At 40.6% G+C, this 17775-nt stretch carries 22 protein-coding genes; 2 read left to right on the top strand and 20 right to left on the bottom strand.

From position 1 onward, the window contains the following. Nucleotides 1-51: 51 nt before the first annotated feature. The 19 genes from M1G01_RS01040 to M1G01_RS00950 all read right to left on the bottom strand — a co-directional run bounded on the left by M1G01_RS01040 (nt 52) and on the right by M1G01_RS00950 (nt 15790). Entirely contained in the window at nt 52-702 is a 651-nt protein-coding gene (locus M1G01_RS01040; protein WP_247930936.1) for a DUF1803 domain-containing protein, read from the bottom strand. Then, complete coding sequence (locus M1G01_RS01035) at nt 686-1198, bottom strand: YiiX/YebB-like N1pC/P60 family cysteine hydrolase (RefSeq protein WP_247930935.1); 513 nt, start codon at nt 1196-1198, stop codon at nt 686-688. Before M1G01_RS01035 ends, M1G01_RS01040 begins: the two co-directional genes overlap by 17 nt. Before the next feature lie 122 nt (nt 1199-1320). Next, a complete protein-coding gene (locus M1G01_RS01030) occupies nt 1321-1647 on the bottom strand; it encodes a DUF2568 domain-containing protein (RefSeq protein WP_247930934.1) in 327 nt (108 codons plus the stop codon). A 53-nt stretch (nt 1648-1700) separates the two neighbouring features. Continuing rightward, nucleotides 1701-2636 carry a manganese-dependent inorganic pyrophosphatase gene (locus tag M1G01_RS01025; protein WP_070837304.1) on the bottom strand — a complete coding sequence of 312 codons (936 nt, stop codon included), beginning with the start codon at nt 2634-2636 and terminating at the stop codon, nt 1701-1703. Nucleotides 2637-2721: 85 nt separating this feature from the next. After that, nucleotides 2722-3006: a GIY-YIG nuclease family protein gene (locus tag M1G01_RS01020; RefSeq protein ID WP_084874347.1), complete on the bottom strand. Its 285-nt coding sequence runs from the start codon at nt 3004-3006 to the stop codon at nt 2722-2724. Then, nucleotides 2996-3745 (bottom strand): tRNA1(Val) (adenine(37)-N6)-methyltransferase, encoded by a 750-nt coding sequence (locus tag M1G01_RS01015; RefSeq protein WP_049477468.1) that lies wholly within the window; start codon nt 3743-3745, stop codon nt 2996-2998. The genes M1G01_RS01020 and M1G01_RS01015 overlap by 11 nt, the downstream gene beginning before the upstream one ends. A 53-nt stretch (nt 3746-3798) precedes the next feature. Further along, nucleotides 3799-4158, bottom strand: a complete 360-nt coding sequence (locus M1G01_RS01010; RefSeq protein WP_000689619.1) for a S1 RNA-binding domain-containing protein — start codon at nt 4156-4158, stop codon at nt 3799-3801. A gap of 1 nt (nt 4159) precedes the next feature. Then, nucleotides 4160-5560: a bifunctional Cof-type HAD-IIB family hydrolase/peptidylprolyl isomerase gene (locus M1G01_RS01005; protein WP_247930933.1), complete on the bottom strand. Its 1401-nt coding sequence runs from the start codon at nt 5558-5560 to the stop codon at nt 4160-4162. Nucleotides 5561-5682: 122 nt separating this feature from the next. Beyond that, nucleotides 5683-6786: a family 8 glycosyl hydrolase gene (locus M1G01_RS01000; RefSeq protein ID WP_247930932.1), complete on the bottom strand. Its 1104-nt coding sequence runs from the start codon at nt 6784-6786 to the stop codon at nt 5683-5685. Between the two features lie 8 nt (nt 6787-6794). Continuing rightward, entirely contained in the window at nt 6795-8105 is a 1311-nt protein-coding gene (locus M1G01_RS00995; RefSeq protein WP_000625493.1) for a glycosyltransferase family 2 protein, read from the bottom strand. A 142-nt stretch (nt 8106-8247) separates the two neighbouring features. After that, complete coding sequence (locus tag M1G01_RS00990) at nt 8248-9027, bottom strand: hypothetical protein (RefSeq protein ID WP_084859431.1); 780 nt, start codon at nt 9025-9027, stop codon at nt 8248-8250. A gap of 6 nt (nt 9028-9033) precedes the next feature. Next, nucleotides 9034-10182, bottom strand: coding sequence for a non-hydrolyzing UDP-N-acetylglucosamine 2-epimerase (wecB, locus tag M1G01_RS00985; RefSeq protein WP_247930931.1), 1149 nt, complete (start codon nt 10180-10182; stop codon nt 9034-9036). A 437-nt stretch (nt 10183-10619) separates the two neighbouring features. Beyond that, nucleotides 10620-11129, bottom strand: coding sequence for a GNAT family N-acetyltransferase (locus M1G01_RS00980; protein WP_084880244.1), 510 nt, complete (start codon nt 11127-11129; stop codon nt 10620-10622). 308 nt (nt 11130-11437) lie between these two features. After that, a complete protein-coding gene (rpsR, locus tag M1G01_RS00975) occupies nt 11438-11677 on the bottom strand; it encodes a 30S ribosomal protein S18 (protein WP_000068664.1) in 240 nt (79 codons plus the stop codon). Between the two features lie 31 nt (nt 11678-11708). Then, nucleotides 11709-12179, bottom strand: a complete 471-nt coding sequence (gene ssbA, locus M1G01_RS00970) for a single-stranded DNA-binding protein SsbA (protein ID WP_000609595.1) — start codon at nt 12177-12179, stop codon at nt 11709-11711. A gap of 11 nt (nt 12180-12190) precedes the next feature. After that, nucleotides 12191-12481: a 30S ribosomal protein S6 gene (gene rpsF, locus M1G01_RS00965; RefSeq protein WP_049505311.1), complete on the bottom strand. Its 291-nt coding sequence runs from the start codon at nt 12479-12481 to the stop codon at nt 12191-12193. A gap of 148 nt (nt 12482-12629) precedes the next feature. Continuing rightward, nucleotides 12630-13973 (bottom strand): asparagine--tRNA ligase, encoded by a 1344-nt coding sequence (gene asnS, locus M1G01_RS00960; RefSeq protein WP_049477461.1) that lies wholly within the window; start codon nt 13971-13973, stop codon nt 12630-12632. 152 nt (nt 13974-14125) lie between these two features. Further along, complete coding sequence (locus tag M1G01_RS00955) at nt 14126-15304, bottom strand: pyridoxal phosphate-dependent aminotransferase (protein WP_247929824.1); 1179 nt, start codon at nt 15302-15304, stop codon at nt 14126-14128. Nucleotides 15305-15313: 9 nt separating this feature from the next. Continuing rightward, entirely contained in the window at nt 15314-15790 is a 477-nt protein-coding gene (locus tag M1G01_RS00950; protein WP_070800033.1) for a cell wall elongation regulator TseB-like domain-containing protein, read from the bottom strand. 119 nt (nt 15791-15909) lie between these two features. Here M1G01_RS00950 and M1G01_RS00945 point away from each other — a divergent pair, with 119 nt between their 5' ends. After that, entirely contained in the window at nt 15910-16356 is a 447-nt protein-coding gene (locus M1G01_RS00945; RefSeq protein WP_247929825.1) for a MarR family winged helix-turn-helix transcriptional regulator, read from the top strand. A gap of 91 nt (nt 16357-16447) precedes the next feature. After that, the gene (locus M1G01_RS00940; RefSeq protein ID WP_247929826.1) at nt 16448-16996 is read left to right on the top strand and encodes an NADPH-dependent FMN reductase; all 549 of its coding nucleotides are present in this window, start codon (nt 16448-16450) and stop codon (nt 16994-16996) included. A 31-nt stretch (nt 16997-17027) separates the two neighbouring features. Here the strand turns inward: M1G01_RS00940 and yaaA are convergent, their stop codons facing one another. Then, nucleotides 17028-17756 carry a peroxide stress protein YaaA gene (yaaA, locus tag M1G01_RS00935; protein ID WP_247930930.1) on the bottom strand — a complete coding sequence of 243 codons (729 nt, stop codon included), beginning with the start codon at nt 17754-17756 and terminating at the stop codon, nt 17028-17030. Nucleotides 17757-17775 lie beyond the last annotated feature (19 nt).

Below are 17775 nucleotides of genomic sequence, written 5' to 3'. Positions count from 1 at the left end.
GTTTATGCTTATTCTTTAGTAAAGTCAAACAATCTGCTCAAAAGCAAGCAATTAAGACAAATAGAAAATCAAGCGTTCCTTGTCGAAATCAACAGCCAACTCATACTTCCCTTCTTCGTTTTGAACAATATAACCCAAGACGACTAAACTCTCAACGAAGATATCACGCCGTTTCTGCATAAGCTGGTTCTTTTTGAGGAACTTGAGCAAAAACGTCGTCATATATTTGAGAGCATACTCAGGATTGACATCTCCTAAAATGGCATAGAGTTCTTGCTGTTTTTCTGTCAAAGGATATTGATTCTTGACCTTGTAGAAATAATTGGACAAGGTCATCTTTTCTCTTGCAAAGTCCGTATGTTCGACTAAAATGGCTGCATTGGTTTGATTGCGCAATTCTGTCTCAAAAGTCTTTTTCAGCAAAGCTTGATAGACTGGACTATCCTCTCTGACAAAAATCTCTTGGTCAAGGACCAGACTGTCCATTGATTCTAGAAAAGGGAGATTAAGGGAATAACGTTTGTTTTCCCTTCGGATCAAGCCTGCCTTTATATACTCTTCCATGAGTTTATCAACTGCTACATCTGGAAACTGGGCCTTGATTTCTCGAAGGATCACATCGTCATGCTGGTCCAGATAGTCCACCAAATCTATAAAAAATGGCTGCCGAGTCAAACGAGAGGGATTAAAAATCTGAATCATGAAGATTCCTTTCTTTACATTCTAAAAGAGGGGATGCTGCTAGTTGACTAGGATTGGTCCCTGGTTGATTCAGGGGCACAGGAAGTTCGAGTTTCCTGTAATAGTCCCTCCAAAAATCACTAATCTCCTGCTCTCCATCCCCAAATTTCATCGATACGCTCTCAAAAATCGGTAGGATTTCAGCGATGTACTGGGAGCAGTAAAAGCCAGAACCATCTGGATAAAACGAGCTATTATAGGGGGCACCTAAATGTTTGCTAGCTCTCTCCTTTACCAAGTCAGCTTCCAGCTTTGGATAGACATAAAGGTCGTAAAGATGAGTCGGTTCAAAAAATTCAGCCGGTTTTTGACAGACGACACCTGCTTGCCCACTAGCATGGTAGATGAAACCGTCCAAAAAGATGGCTACATGACTATAGTTCCCAGTAGAAGCCTGGATAGCCTGCCCCATATCTGAAAGATCCTTCACAAAAATCAAATCACCATTTTCTAACATCTTTCTCTCCTAGAAAAAAAGGAGCCGAAACCCCTTTAGCTATAAGGAAAACATCGTTTTCCCGTGTCAATCTCTAGTCAAATAATTACCATTTAAATAATTCATTAACTATATTATAAGAATCACTCTAGCTGAAAATAATAAAGTAGCACCAAACTTCCAAAAGAAAGAGCTAAGTAGAAGATTCCTATTTGCAATCCATACAAATACCAAAAACTACCACTAACTAAAATAAAAATCGATATCTCAGCAATGAGGCGATGCCATTTTTTAAAAGCATGTGGAGATTTTGGTGCCATATATCGCGCCCAAAATAAGATTAATAGAACTGCTAGAAGAAAAAATAGGAATTTTTCTAGCCAAGAAATTTGTATCACAGACACGGAGAAAAGACCAAGGATTGCCACAACCTCAACCAAAAAGCGTAGTCCTTCAATCAATCGCATCATGCTATCACTTTCTATAAATAGTCAAATTAACAGTTCCAAATATTCCTTAAATATTAGCCATTAAAGCTTTCTGTCAACTGAGGCACCACTTGTTTCTTACGTGAAACGGCACCTGGAAGGAAAGCATGGTTGTTTTCAAGTTTGAAGTTAAAGGCTGCTTCCACCTTGTCCATGTTTGATCCAAGAGCAAGGATTTCTGAATTTGAGTTAACGATATCTGTAATCATCAAGACAAAGTCAGAGTAGCCATTTGCTGTATTGGCAGCTTGCATTGCAGCTTCAATTTCAGCTTGGCGTTCCAAGACTTCAGCAATATCAACTGTATTCACTTGGGCAACACGAACCTTATTTCCGTTGAGTTCAAAAGTCTTAGCATCGATGTCAATCAATTCTTCAGCAGATTTGCTGGCCAAGTTTGTACCAGCCTTGAGCATAGCAAGACCGTACTCTTCCAAGTTCACGCCTGCCAATTCTGCTAATTCAGGAGCAATGACTTTATCAGATGGGTGAGTTGTTGGCGATTTCAAAAGAAGGGTATCTGAAATCAAACCTGACAGCATCAAACCTGCAATTTCTTTAGGAACTGCTACACCGTGTTCTTTGAACATGCGGTAAACGATTGAAGATGCAGATCCAACTGGTTCCAAGCGCATGTAGAGTGGGCTTGCAGTTTCAAAGTTAGCTACACGGTGGTGGTCTACAACACCATAAACTTCTACTTCAGCGATATCTGATACAGACTGTTGGAATTCATTGTGGTCCGTTAAGATAACTTGCTCTGCACCTTCTGCTTTAGCAGATGTGATGACGCGTGGTGCTTCAACACCAAAATAGTTCAATACATAGGCTGTTTCTTCGTTTGGTGTTCCAAGTGCTACTGCTTCTGTGTCCAATCCATAAGCCTCTTTTGCAAGATAAGCAAAGGCTACAGATGACCCGATGGCATCTGAGTCGGGATTTTGGTGACCAAATACTAGAATCTTTGACATTATAATACCTCTTTAAATTTATTCATCTTATTTTAGCACTTTTTTCCTCTTTTGACAAAAGTAAGAGGAGTCAAAGGACTCCTCATTAGACATCAATATCGTTAACTAGATTTTTCTCTTGATTTTCGGATAGAAATCGTTCTTTCTGTGGACGTTTCTTTCGTTTGAGAAGAGCTTCTGCTGACATGGCTTCTTCCTTGCTAGCAAAACCCTCTACATAGATGAGTTTGACTGGTAAGCGAGCTCGGGTATATTTGGCCCCCTTACCACTATTATGAACGGCAAGGCGTTTCTTCACATCTGTCGTGTAACCAGTATAGTAAGAACCGTCACGGCACTCCACCACATACATATAAGCCTTATGATCCATAGTAAATCTCTTGAATTTCTGACGTATAAGAACCATCATCATTGTGAACAATGAGTGGTGGCAAGACCTTGAAGCCACTCGTCGATCCATCCTTGATAGCTTCGATTAAAAGCATATTGGCTTCCTTTTCTCGTTTAGGATAGACAAATTGCAGGCGCTTGGGTGCCAAATTGTGGCGTTTGAGCATATCTAGGATATCCAAGAGCCGATCTGGACGATGAACCATGGCCAAACGACCATTAGACTTGAGAATACTCTGAGCACTTCGACAGATTTCTTCTAGGTTCGTCGCAATTTCGTGTCTTGCTAGGAGGTAGTGTTCACTCTCGTTGAGATTGGAATGAGGATCCACCTTGAAATAAGGCGGATTACACAAGATCATATCCACCTTACTTCCCTGAATGTGCGCAGGCATATTTTTCAAATCATCGCAGATGACCCGCATCTGCTCTTCCAGGCCATTCAACTGAACCGAACGCTCTGCCATATCCGCCAAGCGCTCCTGAATTTCTACAGATATTATCCGCGCCTGAGTACGTGAACTTGCAAAAAGTCCCACTGCACCATTTCCAGCACAAAAGTCCACAATTAAACCCCGTTTAGGGAATCGAGGAAAGCGTGATAAAAGAACACTATCCACCGAATAGCTAAACACCTCTCTATTTTGGATGATCTTGATATCTGTCGAAAAGAGCTGGTTGATTCGCTCTCCTGATTTTAATAATTGTTCTTCTTTCATACTTTCATTATATCAAATTATGTTAATAGTCCAAACAATTTAGATAATCGTATTTATGGCTTCTTCTTTAAATGTTCTAATGCCTCACGCGTCCAAACAGGCATCATACGTCCAAGTGGCGCAAAACCGTGCTTGATCCGATCATTTGAAAAACGTCTCCGTCTTGGCAATTGATGTTTTTCCTCTTCCAAGGTACGGATAGAAAGACTGGCCTTCCCAGTGTATTCGTCAAAATCCACCACCTGAACTTGGACTTCATCGCCAATTTTTAAAATGTCATAAATATTTTCAATAAATCCCGTCCGAATCTCCGAGATGTGAATCAGCCCTGTCACCCCTGTCTCTAACTCAACAAAGGCACCGTAGGGCTGAATTCCTGTAATACGCCCAGTCAGCTTATCACCAATTTTCATTCTAGTCCTCAATTTCAATCGTTTCAATTACTACATCTTCAACTGGCTTGTCCATTGCACCTGTCTCAACAGCTGCAATGGCATCCAAGACCGCAAAAGATTCAGCATCTAGCAACTGCCCGAAAACAGTATGACGACGGTCAAGGTGAGGAGTTCCACCTTGTTCTGCATAAATCTCAGCTATTGGTTCTGGCCAGCCACCACGCGCAATCTCTTTCTTAGAGTATGGCAAATGTTGGTTTTGCACGATAAAGAACTGGCTACCATTGGTATTTGGACCAGCATTGGCCATAGAAAGGGCACCACGGATATTGTAGAGTTCTTCTGAAAATTCATCTTCAAAAGAGTCGCCGTAGATTGACTCACCACCCATACCAGTACCAGTTGGGTCTCCACCTTGGATCATAAAGTCCTTGATAATTCGGTGGAAAATCACACCATCATAGTAACCGTCTTTTGACAGAGCAACAAAGTTAGCCACTGTTTTAGGAGCCTGTTCAGGGAAGAGCTTGATACGCAAGTCTCCGTGATTTGTTTTAATGGTCGCAAGAGGACCTTCTACTGTTTCAATGTCTACTTGTGGGAAATGCAATTCTTTTTCTACCATACCAAATCCTTCTAAGGCATCAAAAATGCCATCTTCTTCTACTGTTTTTGTAATATAATCTGCTTTTTCTTTGATTTTATCATGGGAAACACCCATAGCAATACTGATTCCAGCATAATCAAAGAGTTCCAAGTCATTGAGACCATCCCCAAAGACCATGACATTCTCTGGTTTCAAGCCTATATGTTCTACCACCTTGGCTACACCAGTTGCTTTGGATCCTGAAATCGGCACGATATCAGATGAATGTTCATGCCAACGCACCATGCGAAGTTTATCCGATAAAGACTCTGGTAGGTGCAAATCAGCCCCTTTATCCTCAAAGGTCCACATCTGGTATATATCCGTTTTTTCATGGAAGTTAGGATCCACATCCAAGTTTGGATAAATCGGATCAATAGCTTCACTGATCAGTTCTGTTCGCGTGGAGAGTTTAGCAGAATGACTTCCAACTAAACCATACTCAATTCCCTCTTCCTTCGTCCAAGAAATGTACTCCTCAACATCTGACTTCTCAATCTGATGTTGATAAATGACCTGGCCTTTTTTATCTTCGATATAAGCCCCATTTAGGGTTACAAAAAAGTCAGGTTTGAGCTCACGAATCTCTGGAACAACACCGAAAATACCACGTCCAGAGGCGATTCCTGTTAAAATTCCTTTTTCACGCAACTGTTTAAAGACAGTGGGAATTGTAGCTGGAATAAAACCTGTCTTTGACGTACGCAAGGTATCGTCGATATCAAAAAAGACGATTTTAATCTTCTTTGCCTTGTATTTTAATTTCGCATCCATCTCTCTACCTCTTTTCCATCACTCTTTCCATTATACCATAAAGCTGATGAAATTCCTTTTTTGAAAAAAGATGAAAATCCTATCAAAAAGAGAGCTAGTAAAACTAGCCCTCTCTTTTCATCCTAGAACATCTCTAGAGCAATCATGGTAATCATCGTTGCATCATAGTAGCTCTCTATAGGTAATTCTTGTGTGAAAATGTATTTATTTTGTTGAAGAAGTTTCAGATAACCTTCTCCCTTGTCAGACGCATAGGTAATAGGGGCCAAAAAACTACCTGCCTGGTATTGATTGAGGGCCGTTCCGTTCAAGTCATAACCAGCATAGATACGTTGCTCTTTCATAAAGAAATCCATCATCTTTTGAACGAGTTTTTGGCTTCTTTCATCCTGGCTCTGTGACAAGTGATAAGGCAAACGACAAGCGTTATAAGAGTACGCTCCATCATACTGAGATTCGATAGTGTTGGCATCAACAAGACGTGCCCCAGACTTCTCAGCCCAGATAAAGTCTGGTAAGAGGCCCGTTTCAGAATGAGAACTGATTTGCTCCAATTGCCCAAGCATCTTATCCTTAACATCTAACCACTGTTTGTTTCCAGTCAGATCATAGAAAGATTGGAAATAGTGAGGAAGAGTATCAGACGTCCGCATCAAGTAATAATAATTGGAATCCTTGTTGGCCCAGTTTCCTACTGTTAGGACACCTGTCTCTTCATTGTAATTGTATTTAAGGATATCATCTAAGATTTTTTTAGCTTGCTCTTGATATTCCTGCGCCTTATCTGGCCACTGCTTGGCAGCTTCAATCAAAGAATAAGCGATATAGAGATCTCCATCAGTTGCATTTTGTTTCTCGACCGTTTCGCTATCATTTTTGATCACTTGCTTCCAAGACATCAACTGCGTTCCCTCGATACGATGATTTTGGTAATAGCGATAAAGGTTATCAAAATCTGCTTGTGTTGCTTGCCCTTTTTGGGCTGCTAAAACCGTTATGAGCATGCCGTAACTTTGGGCCTCTGATAAAACTGTTGTTTCCTCAGAATCATTCATCGTACGAACATAAGACTGATCGCCTTTTGTAACAAGAAACTGCTGGCTCCATTGGCTGTAAATTCGATTCCGCATCTCGATTTTAGTCCTTCCTCTTACTAAAAACAAGGCTAAACAAAAGATAGAAAGGATGAGCACAAACCAGACATATTTTAATTTATTCGTTTTCATAGAACCTCCTATCCTGCAAATCGCTTGGTTTTAACCCACTTGGTTTCTTTTCGTCGGAGTACCTTGTCCAGAACGATTGAAGAAATGGAATCAATGGAAACAACGATAAACATCTGTGCATAAGTGAAATAGGCAGCCAAAGCCAACCAGATTTGCTTTGTAGTAGCTTGTCCAAATTGACTTGCCAATGCTGTCATAATTTGCATCAAATAGAGACCAATCATGAGTATCCAGTTAAAGAGCATGAGCTGGGCGATGTAAATATTGTCCGCATCAAAAGCAAATGGAACCCTGACATCTGGGAAGAAAAGATTAAGGCAGATTGCTAGCACATTCGCTAGGAAAATCAAATCCGATAGGACAATGGCAAAGTTAAACCAAAAGAAAACACAAGAATAGTTAAAGACTTCTAGTTTAACGCGCCAGTTTGCTCTGCCAAATAAATGCTTAAAGTTCGAGAGAACAACTTCATAATTTCCTTTTGCCCAACGTTTACGCTGCATATAGTAACTCTTTAAGGTCTCAGGTTCTTGTTGGAAAGCCTCTGAATTATAGGCAAGGGCAATCAATTTACCACTCTGCATGATTTTGAAGGAAATATCGGTATCCTCTGTCAAGGCACCATTTTTCCAACCACCGATACTCTTTACAAAGTCGGTTTGAATGATAAAGTTGGTTCCTGGGATACGCCCAATTTTAAAGAGATGCCACATCCCAACGTGGTGCACGCGCTGAGTAACAACAATCTCCTGGTTGATACAACGAGTCAAGAAATTTTGATTGGCATTTCGAGTCTTGTTGCGGCCGAAAGATGCCACATGACGTTCTGGGTCCTTCATCACTTCTTTGACAAGGAAATAAAGGGCGTTCTTTTCAGGCATGGCATCCGCATCATAGACACAGATGTATTCGCCTGTTGCCATCTCCAAAGCATCGTTTAGAACGCCCGCTTTTCCTCCCGTACCAGTACGGTCGATAATAGTCAGATTTCTTCCTGCATATTCAGGCATGGCTTGTACAGACAAACATTCTGCATAGGTGTTATCCGAACAGTTATCCGCAAATAGAAGCAATTCCACACGGTCGTGAGGATAATTCATGTCCAAGATAGCTTTTGCCGTTTGGGCAATAACCACATCCTCATTATGAGCAGGAACAACAATGGTGACCTTAGGATAATAAGGTAGCGGCGAAGTGTCTACACGAAAATCACTGTGTTTAAACCAAAAGTGTACTGCCGAAAAGAGAATTACCAAGCCCCATGCTAGAGAAATCCAAATTGTAAGCAAGGTAAAAATCATTAACATTTGACTAATCATGATTCACCGCCTTAAAATTTTTGTTCACTCGATGGTAAAGAATATTGTATGCAATAAATAGTATGATAAAACAAATGCCAAAGACGAGACTGAGTCCCAAAGCAATACCAAAAAATAGTTCGGTTAAAGTCATGTTTCCCTCCTAATATTCTACAATTACATCTGTCTCTAGTTGACGTTTGAGATGACTGGCGACATCCGTGTAGTCTTGGTATTTATCTTTATTATCAGAGTTAATCACCAAATAGCCTGTTTGGAACTGAATTCCTTGATTGCCATCTTCTCCATGAAAAACTAAACTGCTCAGTTTCTCCTGCAAACCATTCAAATAAAGTTCCTTCAAAGAATGTTGGCTACTACTCGATAGAACGAGAAAATTACCATCCGAAACGTAATAGAGTTTATCATTGTAGCTCAATTCCTGAGCAATTCCCTCTTGAATACGACTGAGCATCTGGTTATGTTCTTTCGGTTTAATCTGGAAGAACAAATCTTCATGTGCCCAATGAATCAATAAGGACTGTACCATCACATCACTTTGTTCAGTGACCATCGCTTGGTAATCTGCTCGAGCTTCGTCTTCCTGTTCTTGGACCTTTGAGGTCACCTTGAAGAAATAATAACGAACCTTAAGTAGAATCCCAATCAAAATTGGAAAACTGATTAATAAGAAGATCAGTTGAATGATTGGGATATAAACCACACCCGCAACCAAAACGATAAGTCCAAAACCAAATGCTAAGATAAGGGTCCAAGTAAGTAAAAGGTCAGATAATACCAACACTGCAAACAAGGCTAAAGCTAAAAACAAGATTTGTTCTAAAATGATTGCTCGAGCATACAAAAAACAAAGCACCAAAAGAATGACCTCACAAGCAAGCAAAGCCATAAGCCAGTTTTTAAATTGACTCCAATTTTTCATTTTATCTTATTTCCCCCCTTTGAATTCAGATACAGAAGTTGCTGCCCCAAAGTACTGTTGAATGGATTGTACGATTCGTTCAGAGGCTCTTCCATCTCCATAAGGATTTGGTGCCTGAGACATTTGTCTATAAAGAGTTTCATCTGTTAAGAGTGCTGCCATAGCGTCTTTGACACGTACTGGATTCGTACCAACTAGCTTCAAGGTTCCTGCACGAACACCTTCTGGACGTTCCGTCGTGTCACGAAGAACAAGGACAGGTTTGCCGAGAGAAGGCGCCTCTTCCTGAACACCTCCAGAGTCAGTCATGATAAAATAGCTTCTTGAAGCCAAATTATGAAAATCAACTACATCTAAAGGCTCAATCAAGTGAATGCGGTCATGACCAGCTAGAATATCCTTTGCTGCTTCTTGCACAGCAGGGCTAAGATGAACAGGATAAACAACTTCAATTTCCTGATGAAGATCGACCATCTCACGTAAAGCTGTAAAGACATTTCTCATTGGTTGACCTTGATTCTCACGACGGTGCATGGTTACCAATACAAGTTTCTTATCTGGATCCAATTGATCTAGAACTTCATGATAGTAATCCGATTGAACGGTTAGTTTCAAGGCATCAATGGCTGTATTTCCCGTAATGACAATAGCAGACTCAGGGTGATTTTCCTTGAGGAGATTTTCTTTACTCTCACTAGTTGGAGCAAAATAAAGATCCGCTAGGTTATCAGTCATCTGACGATTCATTTCTTCTGGAAAAGGAGAATACTTATCAAAGGTCCTTAGACCAGCTTCAACGTGGCCGATACGTACCTGATTATAGAAAGCAACTAAACTTGCTGCAAAAGTTGTCGTTGTATCTCCATGAACAAGAATCATATCTGGAAGTTCTTGCTTAACAACTGGATCAAACTTTTCTAAAATTTTTCCAGTAATATCTAAGAGGGATTGATTTTTCCCCATAATATCCAGGTCATAATGTGGCTCGATGCTAAAAGTTTCAAGAACTTGATCTAGCATTTGACGATGCTGAGCTGTCACAACTGTGATTGTCTCAATGCTGTCACTATGTTTTTGCAATTCTAACACTAAAGGGGCCATTTTAATAGCTTCTGGTCGTGTTCCAAAAACAACCATCACTTTCAGTTTCTTCATTATGCTATCCTTCTACTATAATAAAATTTGACACATCAGATTAATCTTTATATCGAATTATTGCGCAAATCAATTAATTTGATTATCTTAATTATTTTACCGTCAATTAATTTATATGTCAAATTTTTTCCAAATTATATTATTGCATTTCATTTAATTTTAACAATTTGTAACCTTTTTGTAACAATTTTATTTACAACCTTTAAAAAGCCTTATTTTAGGAAATTTTAAGACTTTTCAAAAGAATCCGTATTTTAAAAAACTAAACCTTATATGTTTTTTTCGATATTTATTTTTATCTTGATATTTCAAACAATTATATTTTACCACTTTGAGGAATAAATCAAACAATTTCAAACAAAAAAATCCCTTTTTCGAATGAAAAAGGGACTGTGATTGTTTACTATATTTAAAATTTAAATCTTATAAAATCTGTCTTAAAACAAATTTTTCGACAGATACAAGACCAATTCTCCTATATCTTCACAAACCGCATTCATGGCCGGTTGATGGTTCTGATACCAAACACCCGTCCCATCTGGAATATAGCCTCGTTTGATGTACAATCTCTGGGCAGGTCCATACCCTGAATGGAGCCCAACACCAAGAGTCACCTTATCCGATATGAGCCTAACTCGTTTTTCTGCTTCTTCCAGCAAGAGATTTCCAATACCTTGATTTTGAAAGGGTTCAAAGACATTGAAATCTGAAAGTTCTGGAGCCATTCCAGCAAAAGGCCCCTGCTTAGCGCAGGGCAAAATTGTGATATAACCCGCTACAGCACCCTCAACCTCTGCAACTAAGACTTCTCTCTCCCCACTTTCTTGCTCCTTAAAGTATCGAGTTAAAATCTCCTCTCTACTTGGCCAACCTTGGCTGATAAATCCTCGAGATAGATCTTTTATGTCAGATTCTTGCATTTTTCTAATTGAACATGTCGTCTTCATAAGTTGCTCCTTTATAGCTTTCTCCTACCATTATAGCACGATAATAAAGATTAAAAGAAAAACCTAGTAAGATAAAAGAATCTTACTAGGTCAACAGGGAATCCTTTCTAACAAAGTCCCATAAAAATCTGAAAAAGAGGTCCACCCAGACCGAACTCGCCTTCTCATTTCCATGCTCGTGAAAAAAGACCCGTAAGGGTCTTAATTCGCTTTCTTATTTCCGAGCTTATGAAAAAGAGGTCCCCCGGACCTCAACTCGCTCTCTCATTTCCATGCTCGTGAAAAAAAGACCCGTAAGGGTCTTTTCTTTAATCTTCGTTTACGAAAGGCATCAAAGCCATTACGCGAGCGCGTTTAATAGCTGTTGTTACTTTACGTTGGTTTTTAGCTGAAGTTCCTGTTACACGACGAGGAAGGATTTTCCCACGTTCTGAAACGAAACGGCTAAGAAGCTCAGTATCTTTGTAATCAACATATTCAATTTTGTTTGCTGCGATGTAATCAACTTTTTTACGGCGTTTGAATCCGCCACGACGTTGTTGAGCCATGTTTTTTCTCCTTTATAGTATTAATTGTCCATTAGAATGGTAAATCATCATCTGAAATGTCCAATGGATTGGTTGCTCCGAATGGATTTTCAGAACGTGAAAAGTCTGGTACTGGGTTTGCAGGTGCTGATTGGCCAGCAGTTGGTGCAGAATAAGCGCCACCTGAATGTCCTTCACGCACTCCGCGGCTTTCCAACATTTGGAAATTCTCAGCCACGACTTCTGTTACGTAGACACGTTGTCCTTGCTGGTTATCGTAACTACGAGTCTGGATACGGCCTGTGATCCCGATAAGAGAGCCTTTTTTAGCCCAGTTAGCAAGATTTTCAGCCTGTTGGCGCCACATAACGACATTGATGAAATCAGCCTCACGTTCGCCATTTTGACTCTTAAATGTACGGTTTACTGCAAGAGTAAAAGTCGCAACTGCTACATTTGATGGGGTATAACGCAACTCAGCGTCACGTGTCATACGCCCTACAAGTACAACATTGTTAATCATAATTTACCTTCTTACGCGTCAAGTTTGACGATCATGTGACGAAGAATGTCAGTGTTGATTTTTGAAAGACGGTCAAACTCTTTAAGAGCTGCGTCGTCGTTTGCTTCAACGTTAACGATGTGGTAAAGTCCTTCACGGAAATCTTGGATTTCGTATGCAAGACGACGTTTTTCCCATGATTTTGATTCAACAACAGTTGCACCGTTGTCAGTCAAGATAGAGTCAAAACGTGCTACCAAAGCGTTTTTCGCTTCTTCTTCAATGTTTGGACGAATAATATAAAGAATTTCGTATTTAGCCATTGATATGTTCCTCCTTTTGGTCTAATGACCCCTAGTCTTTGCAAGGGGTAAGTGAGGTTTGCTCACAATAAACTATTATACTAGAAAAACTGATAGATAGCAAGATAAAAGTGAAAAAAGAAGATGAAAATATCTTCTTTTTACTAGTTTATGGTTTGATACGGTGTAACATACGTGGGAATGGAATAGCTTCACGGATGTGTTTTGTACCTGCTGCGAAAGTGACCATACGTTCAATACCGATACCAAATCCTCCGTGTGGTACTGTACCATATTTACGAAGGTCAAGGTAGAATTCATATTCTGTACGATCCATGCCCAGTTCTTCCATTTTAGCGACAAGGGCATCGTAGTCTTCCTCACGCATAGAACCACCGATGATTTCTCCATATCCTTCTGGTGCAAGCAAGTCTGCACAAAGTACGCGCTCTGGATTTCCAGGAACTGGTTTCATGTAGAAGGCCTTGATAGCTGCTGGGTAGTTCATGACAAATGTTGGCACACCAAAGTGGTTTGAAATCCATGTTTCGTGTGGTGAACCAAAGTCATCGCCATGCTCAAGATGCTCGTAGTCTGCATCTTCATCGTTTTCATGCTCTTGCAAGAGGTCAATGGCTTGATCGTAAGTAATGCGTTTGAAAGGCTCTGCAATGTAGCGTTTCAAGAGCTCTGTATCACGTTCCAAGGTTTCCAAGGCTTGAGGCGCACGATCAAGGACACCTTGAAGAAGAGCTTTCACATAAGCTTCTTGCAAGTCAAGTGACTCATCGTGTGTCAAGTAGGAGTACTCCGCATCCATCATCCAGAACTCAGTCAAGTGACGGCGTGTTTTTGATTTTTCAGCACGGAATACTGGACCAAAGTCAAATACACGACCAAGAGCCATAGCCCCTGCTTCTAGGTAAAGCTGACCTGATTGACTCAAGTAGGCTGGTGTTCCAAAGTAGTCTGTTTCAAAGAGTTCTGTTGAATCTTCTGCTGCGTTTCCTGAAAGAATAGGGCTATCAAACTTCATGAAGCCGTTCTTATCAAAGAACTCATAAGTTGCATAGATGATGGCGTTACGGATTTGCATCACAGCCACTTGCTTACGAGAGCGGAGCCACAAGTGACGGTTGTCCATCAAGAAGTCTGTTCCGTGTTCTTTTGGTGTGATTGGGTAGTCTTGAGATTCACCAATCACTTCGATGTCTGTAATATCCAACTCATAGCCAAACTTAGAACGTTCGTCTTCTTTGACAATTCCTGTCACATAAACAGAAGTTTCTTGGCTTAGGCGTTTGATGACATCAAACTTCTCAAGTCCCACTTCTTCACCAAATTTTTCTACAAAGTTTGGTTTAAAGGCTACACCTTGGAAGAAGGCTGTTCCATCACGCAATTGCAAGAAGGCAATTTTCCCTTTTCCTGATTTGTTGGCAACCCAGGCTCCGATGGTCACTTCTTGACCAACGTAGTCTTTTACATCGATAATTGTTACACGTTTTGTCATAATCTATCTTCCTTTTTTCGTTTAACTTGTCCGAAGACGTCATTACCCACTATTTTACCATAAATAGACTGCGATAGCTAGGTTCTACTAGAGAAAAATCGCGAGATTTTCGATACAAAAAATCTTCGTCAGAATGACGAAGATTCTAAGTTTTATTTTTCCATAAATTGATGCAAGCGACGAATAGCTTCTTTTAATGTATCCAAGTCTGTAGCATAGCTGAGACGAACATTTTCTGGTGCTCCAAATCCAGCTCCTGTAATCAAGGCAAGGCCGACTTCTTCGAGAATAGCTGTTGTAAAGTCCGTCACATCGGTATAACCCTTCATCTCCATCGCTTTTTTAACATTTGGGAATAGATAGAAGGCTCCTTGGGGCTTGACAACTTCAAATCCTGGAACTTGGCACAAGAGAGGATAAATGGTATTCAAACGTTCCTCAAATGCCTGGCGCATGGTTTCGACGGAGTCTTGTGGTCCAGTCAGGGCTTCAATGGTAGCATATTGTGATACAGCAGTCAGGTTTGAGGTTGTTTGTCCTGTCAATTTGCTCATAGCAGCGATAATTTCAGGATTTCCCACAGCATAACCTACCCGCCAACCAGTCATGGCATAGGCCTTAGATACACCGTTAATCACGATGGTTTGCTTGCGAATGGCTTCTGACAGACTAGAAATTGGAACAAATTCGTTCCCGTTATAAACCAGACGACCGTAAATATCATCTGCTAGGATAAGGACATCATGCGCAACAGCCCAATTTCCGATAGCCAAGAGTTCCTCACGAGAGTAAATCATACCAGTCGGATTCGATGGCGAATTGAGAACCAAGACCTTGGTCTTATCTGTACGAGCTGCTTCTAACTGCTCAACAGTCACTTTAAAGTGATTGTCTTCCTTAGCCTGGACAAAGACTGGCACACCTTCTGCCATCTTGACCTGGTCTCCATAGCTGACCCAGTATGGTGTAGGAATGATGACCTCATCACCTGGATTGACCACAGCCATAAAGAAGGTGTAGAGAGAGAACTTAGCACCAGTGGCAAAGGTAACCTCGTTGGCTGCAACAGAATACCCATAATAGCGTTCAAAATAGGTATTAACCGCCGCTTTTAACTCTGGTAGGCCTGAAGCAACTGTATAAAAGGAAGCTCGTCCATCCCGAATCGCTTCTATCGCTGCATCCTGAATGTTTTCAGGAGTATGAAAATCAGGCTGTCCCAAGGTTAAGAAAAGAACATCCTTTCCCTGAGCTTTTAATGATTTGGCTCTTGCATCACTGGCTAGAGTGACGCTTTCTTCCATTTCTAGTACACGTTTGGATAGTTTCATATGCCCTCCTTATTGGATCACTGCTCCTGTTTCAAAGTCAACCAGATAGTACTGGTTTCCTGACTTAACTTCCCAAATCGGCTTGTCCTGATAACGACCAAAGGTGATCTTGTCAATGTCGCTAGCTCCTTTTTCCCTCGAAATCGTCGCTGCCTTGTCTTGAGAAATCCCTTTATCAAGCTGATAAACATAAATCTTGTGGTCATTCTTTTCAATCAGTACGGCAATGGCCTCTTGCTTTTTATTATGTCCTAAAACGCTGTAATAACCTTCTAGTCCATTATAAAAATCAACCTGATCTGCCTTTTCCAATTCTGCATACTGCTTGGCTAGTTTTTCTCCCTCAACTCTAGCATCTTGATAGGGTTTCATGCTAAGTGATATCAGATAAAGGAAGGAAGTGGTCATGACTAGTACTACCAGAGCAATGCCGATTCCATACTGTAAAAGTAGCTTGTTTTTTGCTTTTTTCTGTCTTAGTTTCACTCGTCTATTTTACCATCTCTCCTTCTTTATTACAAGTGAAGACGGGAACATTCTAAGAATCTTTTCCTATAAAATGTAAGTTCTTGTTTTTCTCTCTCATTATTGATAAAATAAAGCTTATGAAACAATATTTGAAAGAGAAAATTTCCGATAATCAACTAGACTTAAAAACGGCTATCGTCCTTAATAAAGCCATACGGACTTTTAAACCATATGAAGCCAAGGCTGCTAAAGAACACGGGCTAACACCCACCCAATTTTCAGTTTTGGAAACCCTCTATAGCAAGGGGGAACTGCGCATTCAGGATTTGATTGAAAAAATGCTAGCCACTTCTGGAAACATGACTGTTGTCATTCGAAATATGGTTCGAGATGGGTGGATTTCTAGAACTTGCGACCCCAAGGATCGTCGCTCCTTTTTCCTGAAATTAACACCTGCAGGACGCAGAAAAATCGAGGAGGTTCTTCCTGACCATATCGATTCGATCGTAGAAGCACTCAGCATCTTGGAAGATGATGAAAAGGAAGACTTAATCCGCATTTTAAAAAAATTTAAAAATTTGTGAGCAAAATTATTGCTAATTAGTATCATTTGTTGTAACATGGATGGTAACAAAAGAGTTCGCTCTTTGAATTTTAAACTAAAGGAGACACATCATGTCTAAAAAAGTATTATTTATCGTCGCTTCACTACGCCAAGGTTCTTTCAACCACCAAATGGCCCTCGAAGCTGAAAAAGCACTTGCTGGAAAAGCAGAAGTTAGCTATCTTGATTACTCAGCTGTTCCTCTCTTCAGCCAAGATTTGGAAGTTCCAACTCATCCAGCTGTAGCTGCTGCTCGTGAAGCAGTCCTCGATGCGGATGCTATCTGGATCTTCTCTCCAGTCTACAACTTCTCTATCCCTGGAACAGTGAAAAACTTGCTTGACTGGCTCTCTCGTGCCCTTGACTTGTCTGATACACGTGGTGCTTCTGCCCTCCAAGACAAGTTTGTTACTGTCTCATCTGTAGCCAATGCTGGTCACGATCAACTCTTTGCCATTTACAAAGACCTCTTGCCATTTATCCGTACACAAGTCGTTGGTGACTTTACAGCTGCTCGTGTCAATGACTCTGCTTGGGCAGACGGAAAATTGGTGTTAGAAGAAGCAACTGCTTCATCACTTGCAAAACAAGCTGACGACCTTCTTGCAGCCATCAACTAATACAGCAAAAACCAGCTCGAATGAGCTGGTTTTATGCTTGTTTCACAAAGACGAGTTCTAAATCACTTGATAAATCAGGTCGGTAGTCAAAGCCGGCAAAGCGGAGCTTGCGAGCTTGTTCGACTGTATGGACTTGCCCCTCTATCAAGGCGGTCAAAAAGGCACCACGGGCTTTTTTTGAAATGGTTGAGTGGATTTTCAACTGGCCTGCCTTGTCCTCCATAAATTTGAAGGTCACCATCTTTTCTCTAATTTCCTTCGAAAATACAGTTTCAAACTCTGATGATAGGAGTGAGAATATCAAGTTCTCATCCTGTAGGGCCTCATCGTAAGCTGACTTCCAATGACTCTTTAAAGTCTTACCAGCAACTTTTAACTTCATCAAGAAATCCAAACGGTGAGGAGCCATTGGAGATAAGGCGGGGACAACACCGTATAAAGCTGAGGTAATCAGGACATGATTTTCAAGATAGGTTTGTTCAGCCTCGGTTAACCCATCTCGTTTGATGTGACGATACATGAGACCATCGAAGAGTTTCAAGGCTGGATAGTTTTTAGCCCTGTGATCTTTTAGAGCTTGAATGTGGCCGTACTCTTCTTCTGCTTTCTCGGCAGATACCTTATAAAAAGTCTTTAATTCACTGACTGAGTAGTGCGCCAGTGAGTCAAGGACTGCCTGACTTTCTTTCCTCAAGGGGAGCGCTTCGATACAAGGATGGTCTGTGTTCATTTCTTTTGCTGTTGGGATTAAAATTTTCATATTGTTAGTGTAGCATATT

Source organism: Streptococcus oralis (assembly GCF_023110055.1).
GTDB lineage: Bacteria > Bacillota > Bacilli > Lactobacillales > Streptococcaceae > Streptococcus > Streptococcus oralis_BY.
Note: the sequence above shows the minus strand (reverse complement) of the source record. Positions and strands in the feature narration are given on the sequence as shown.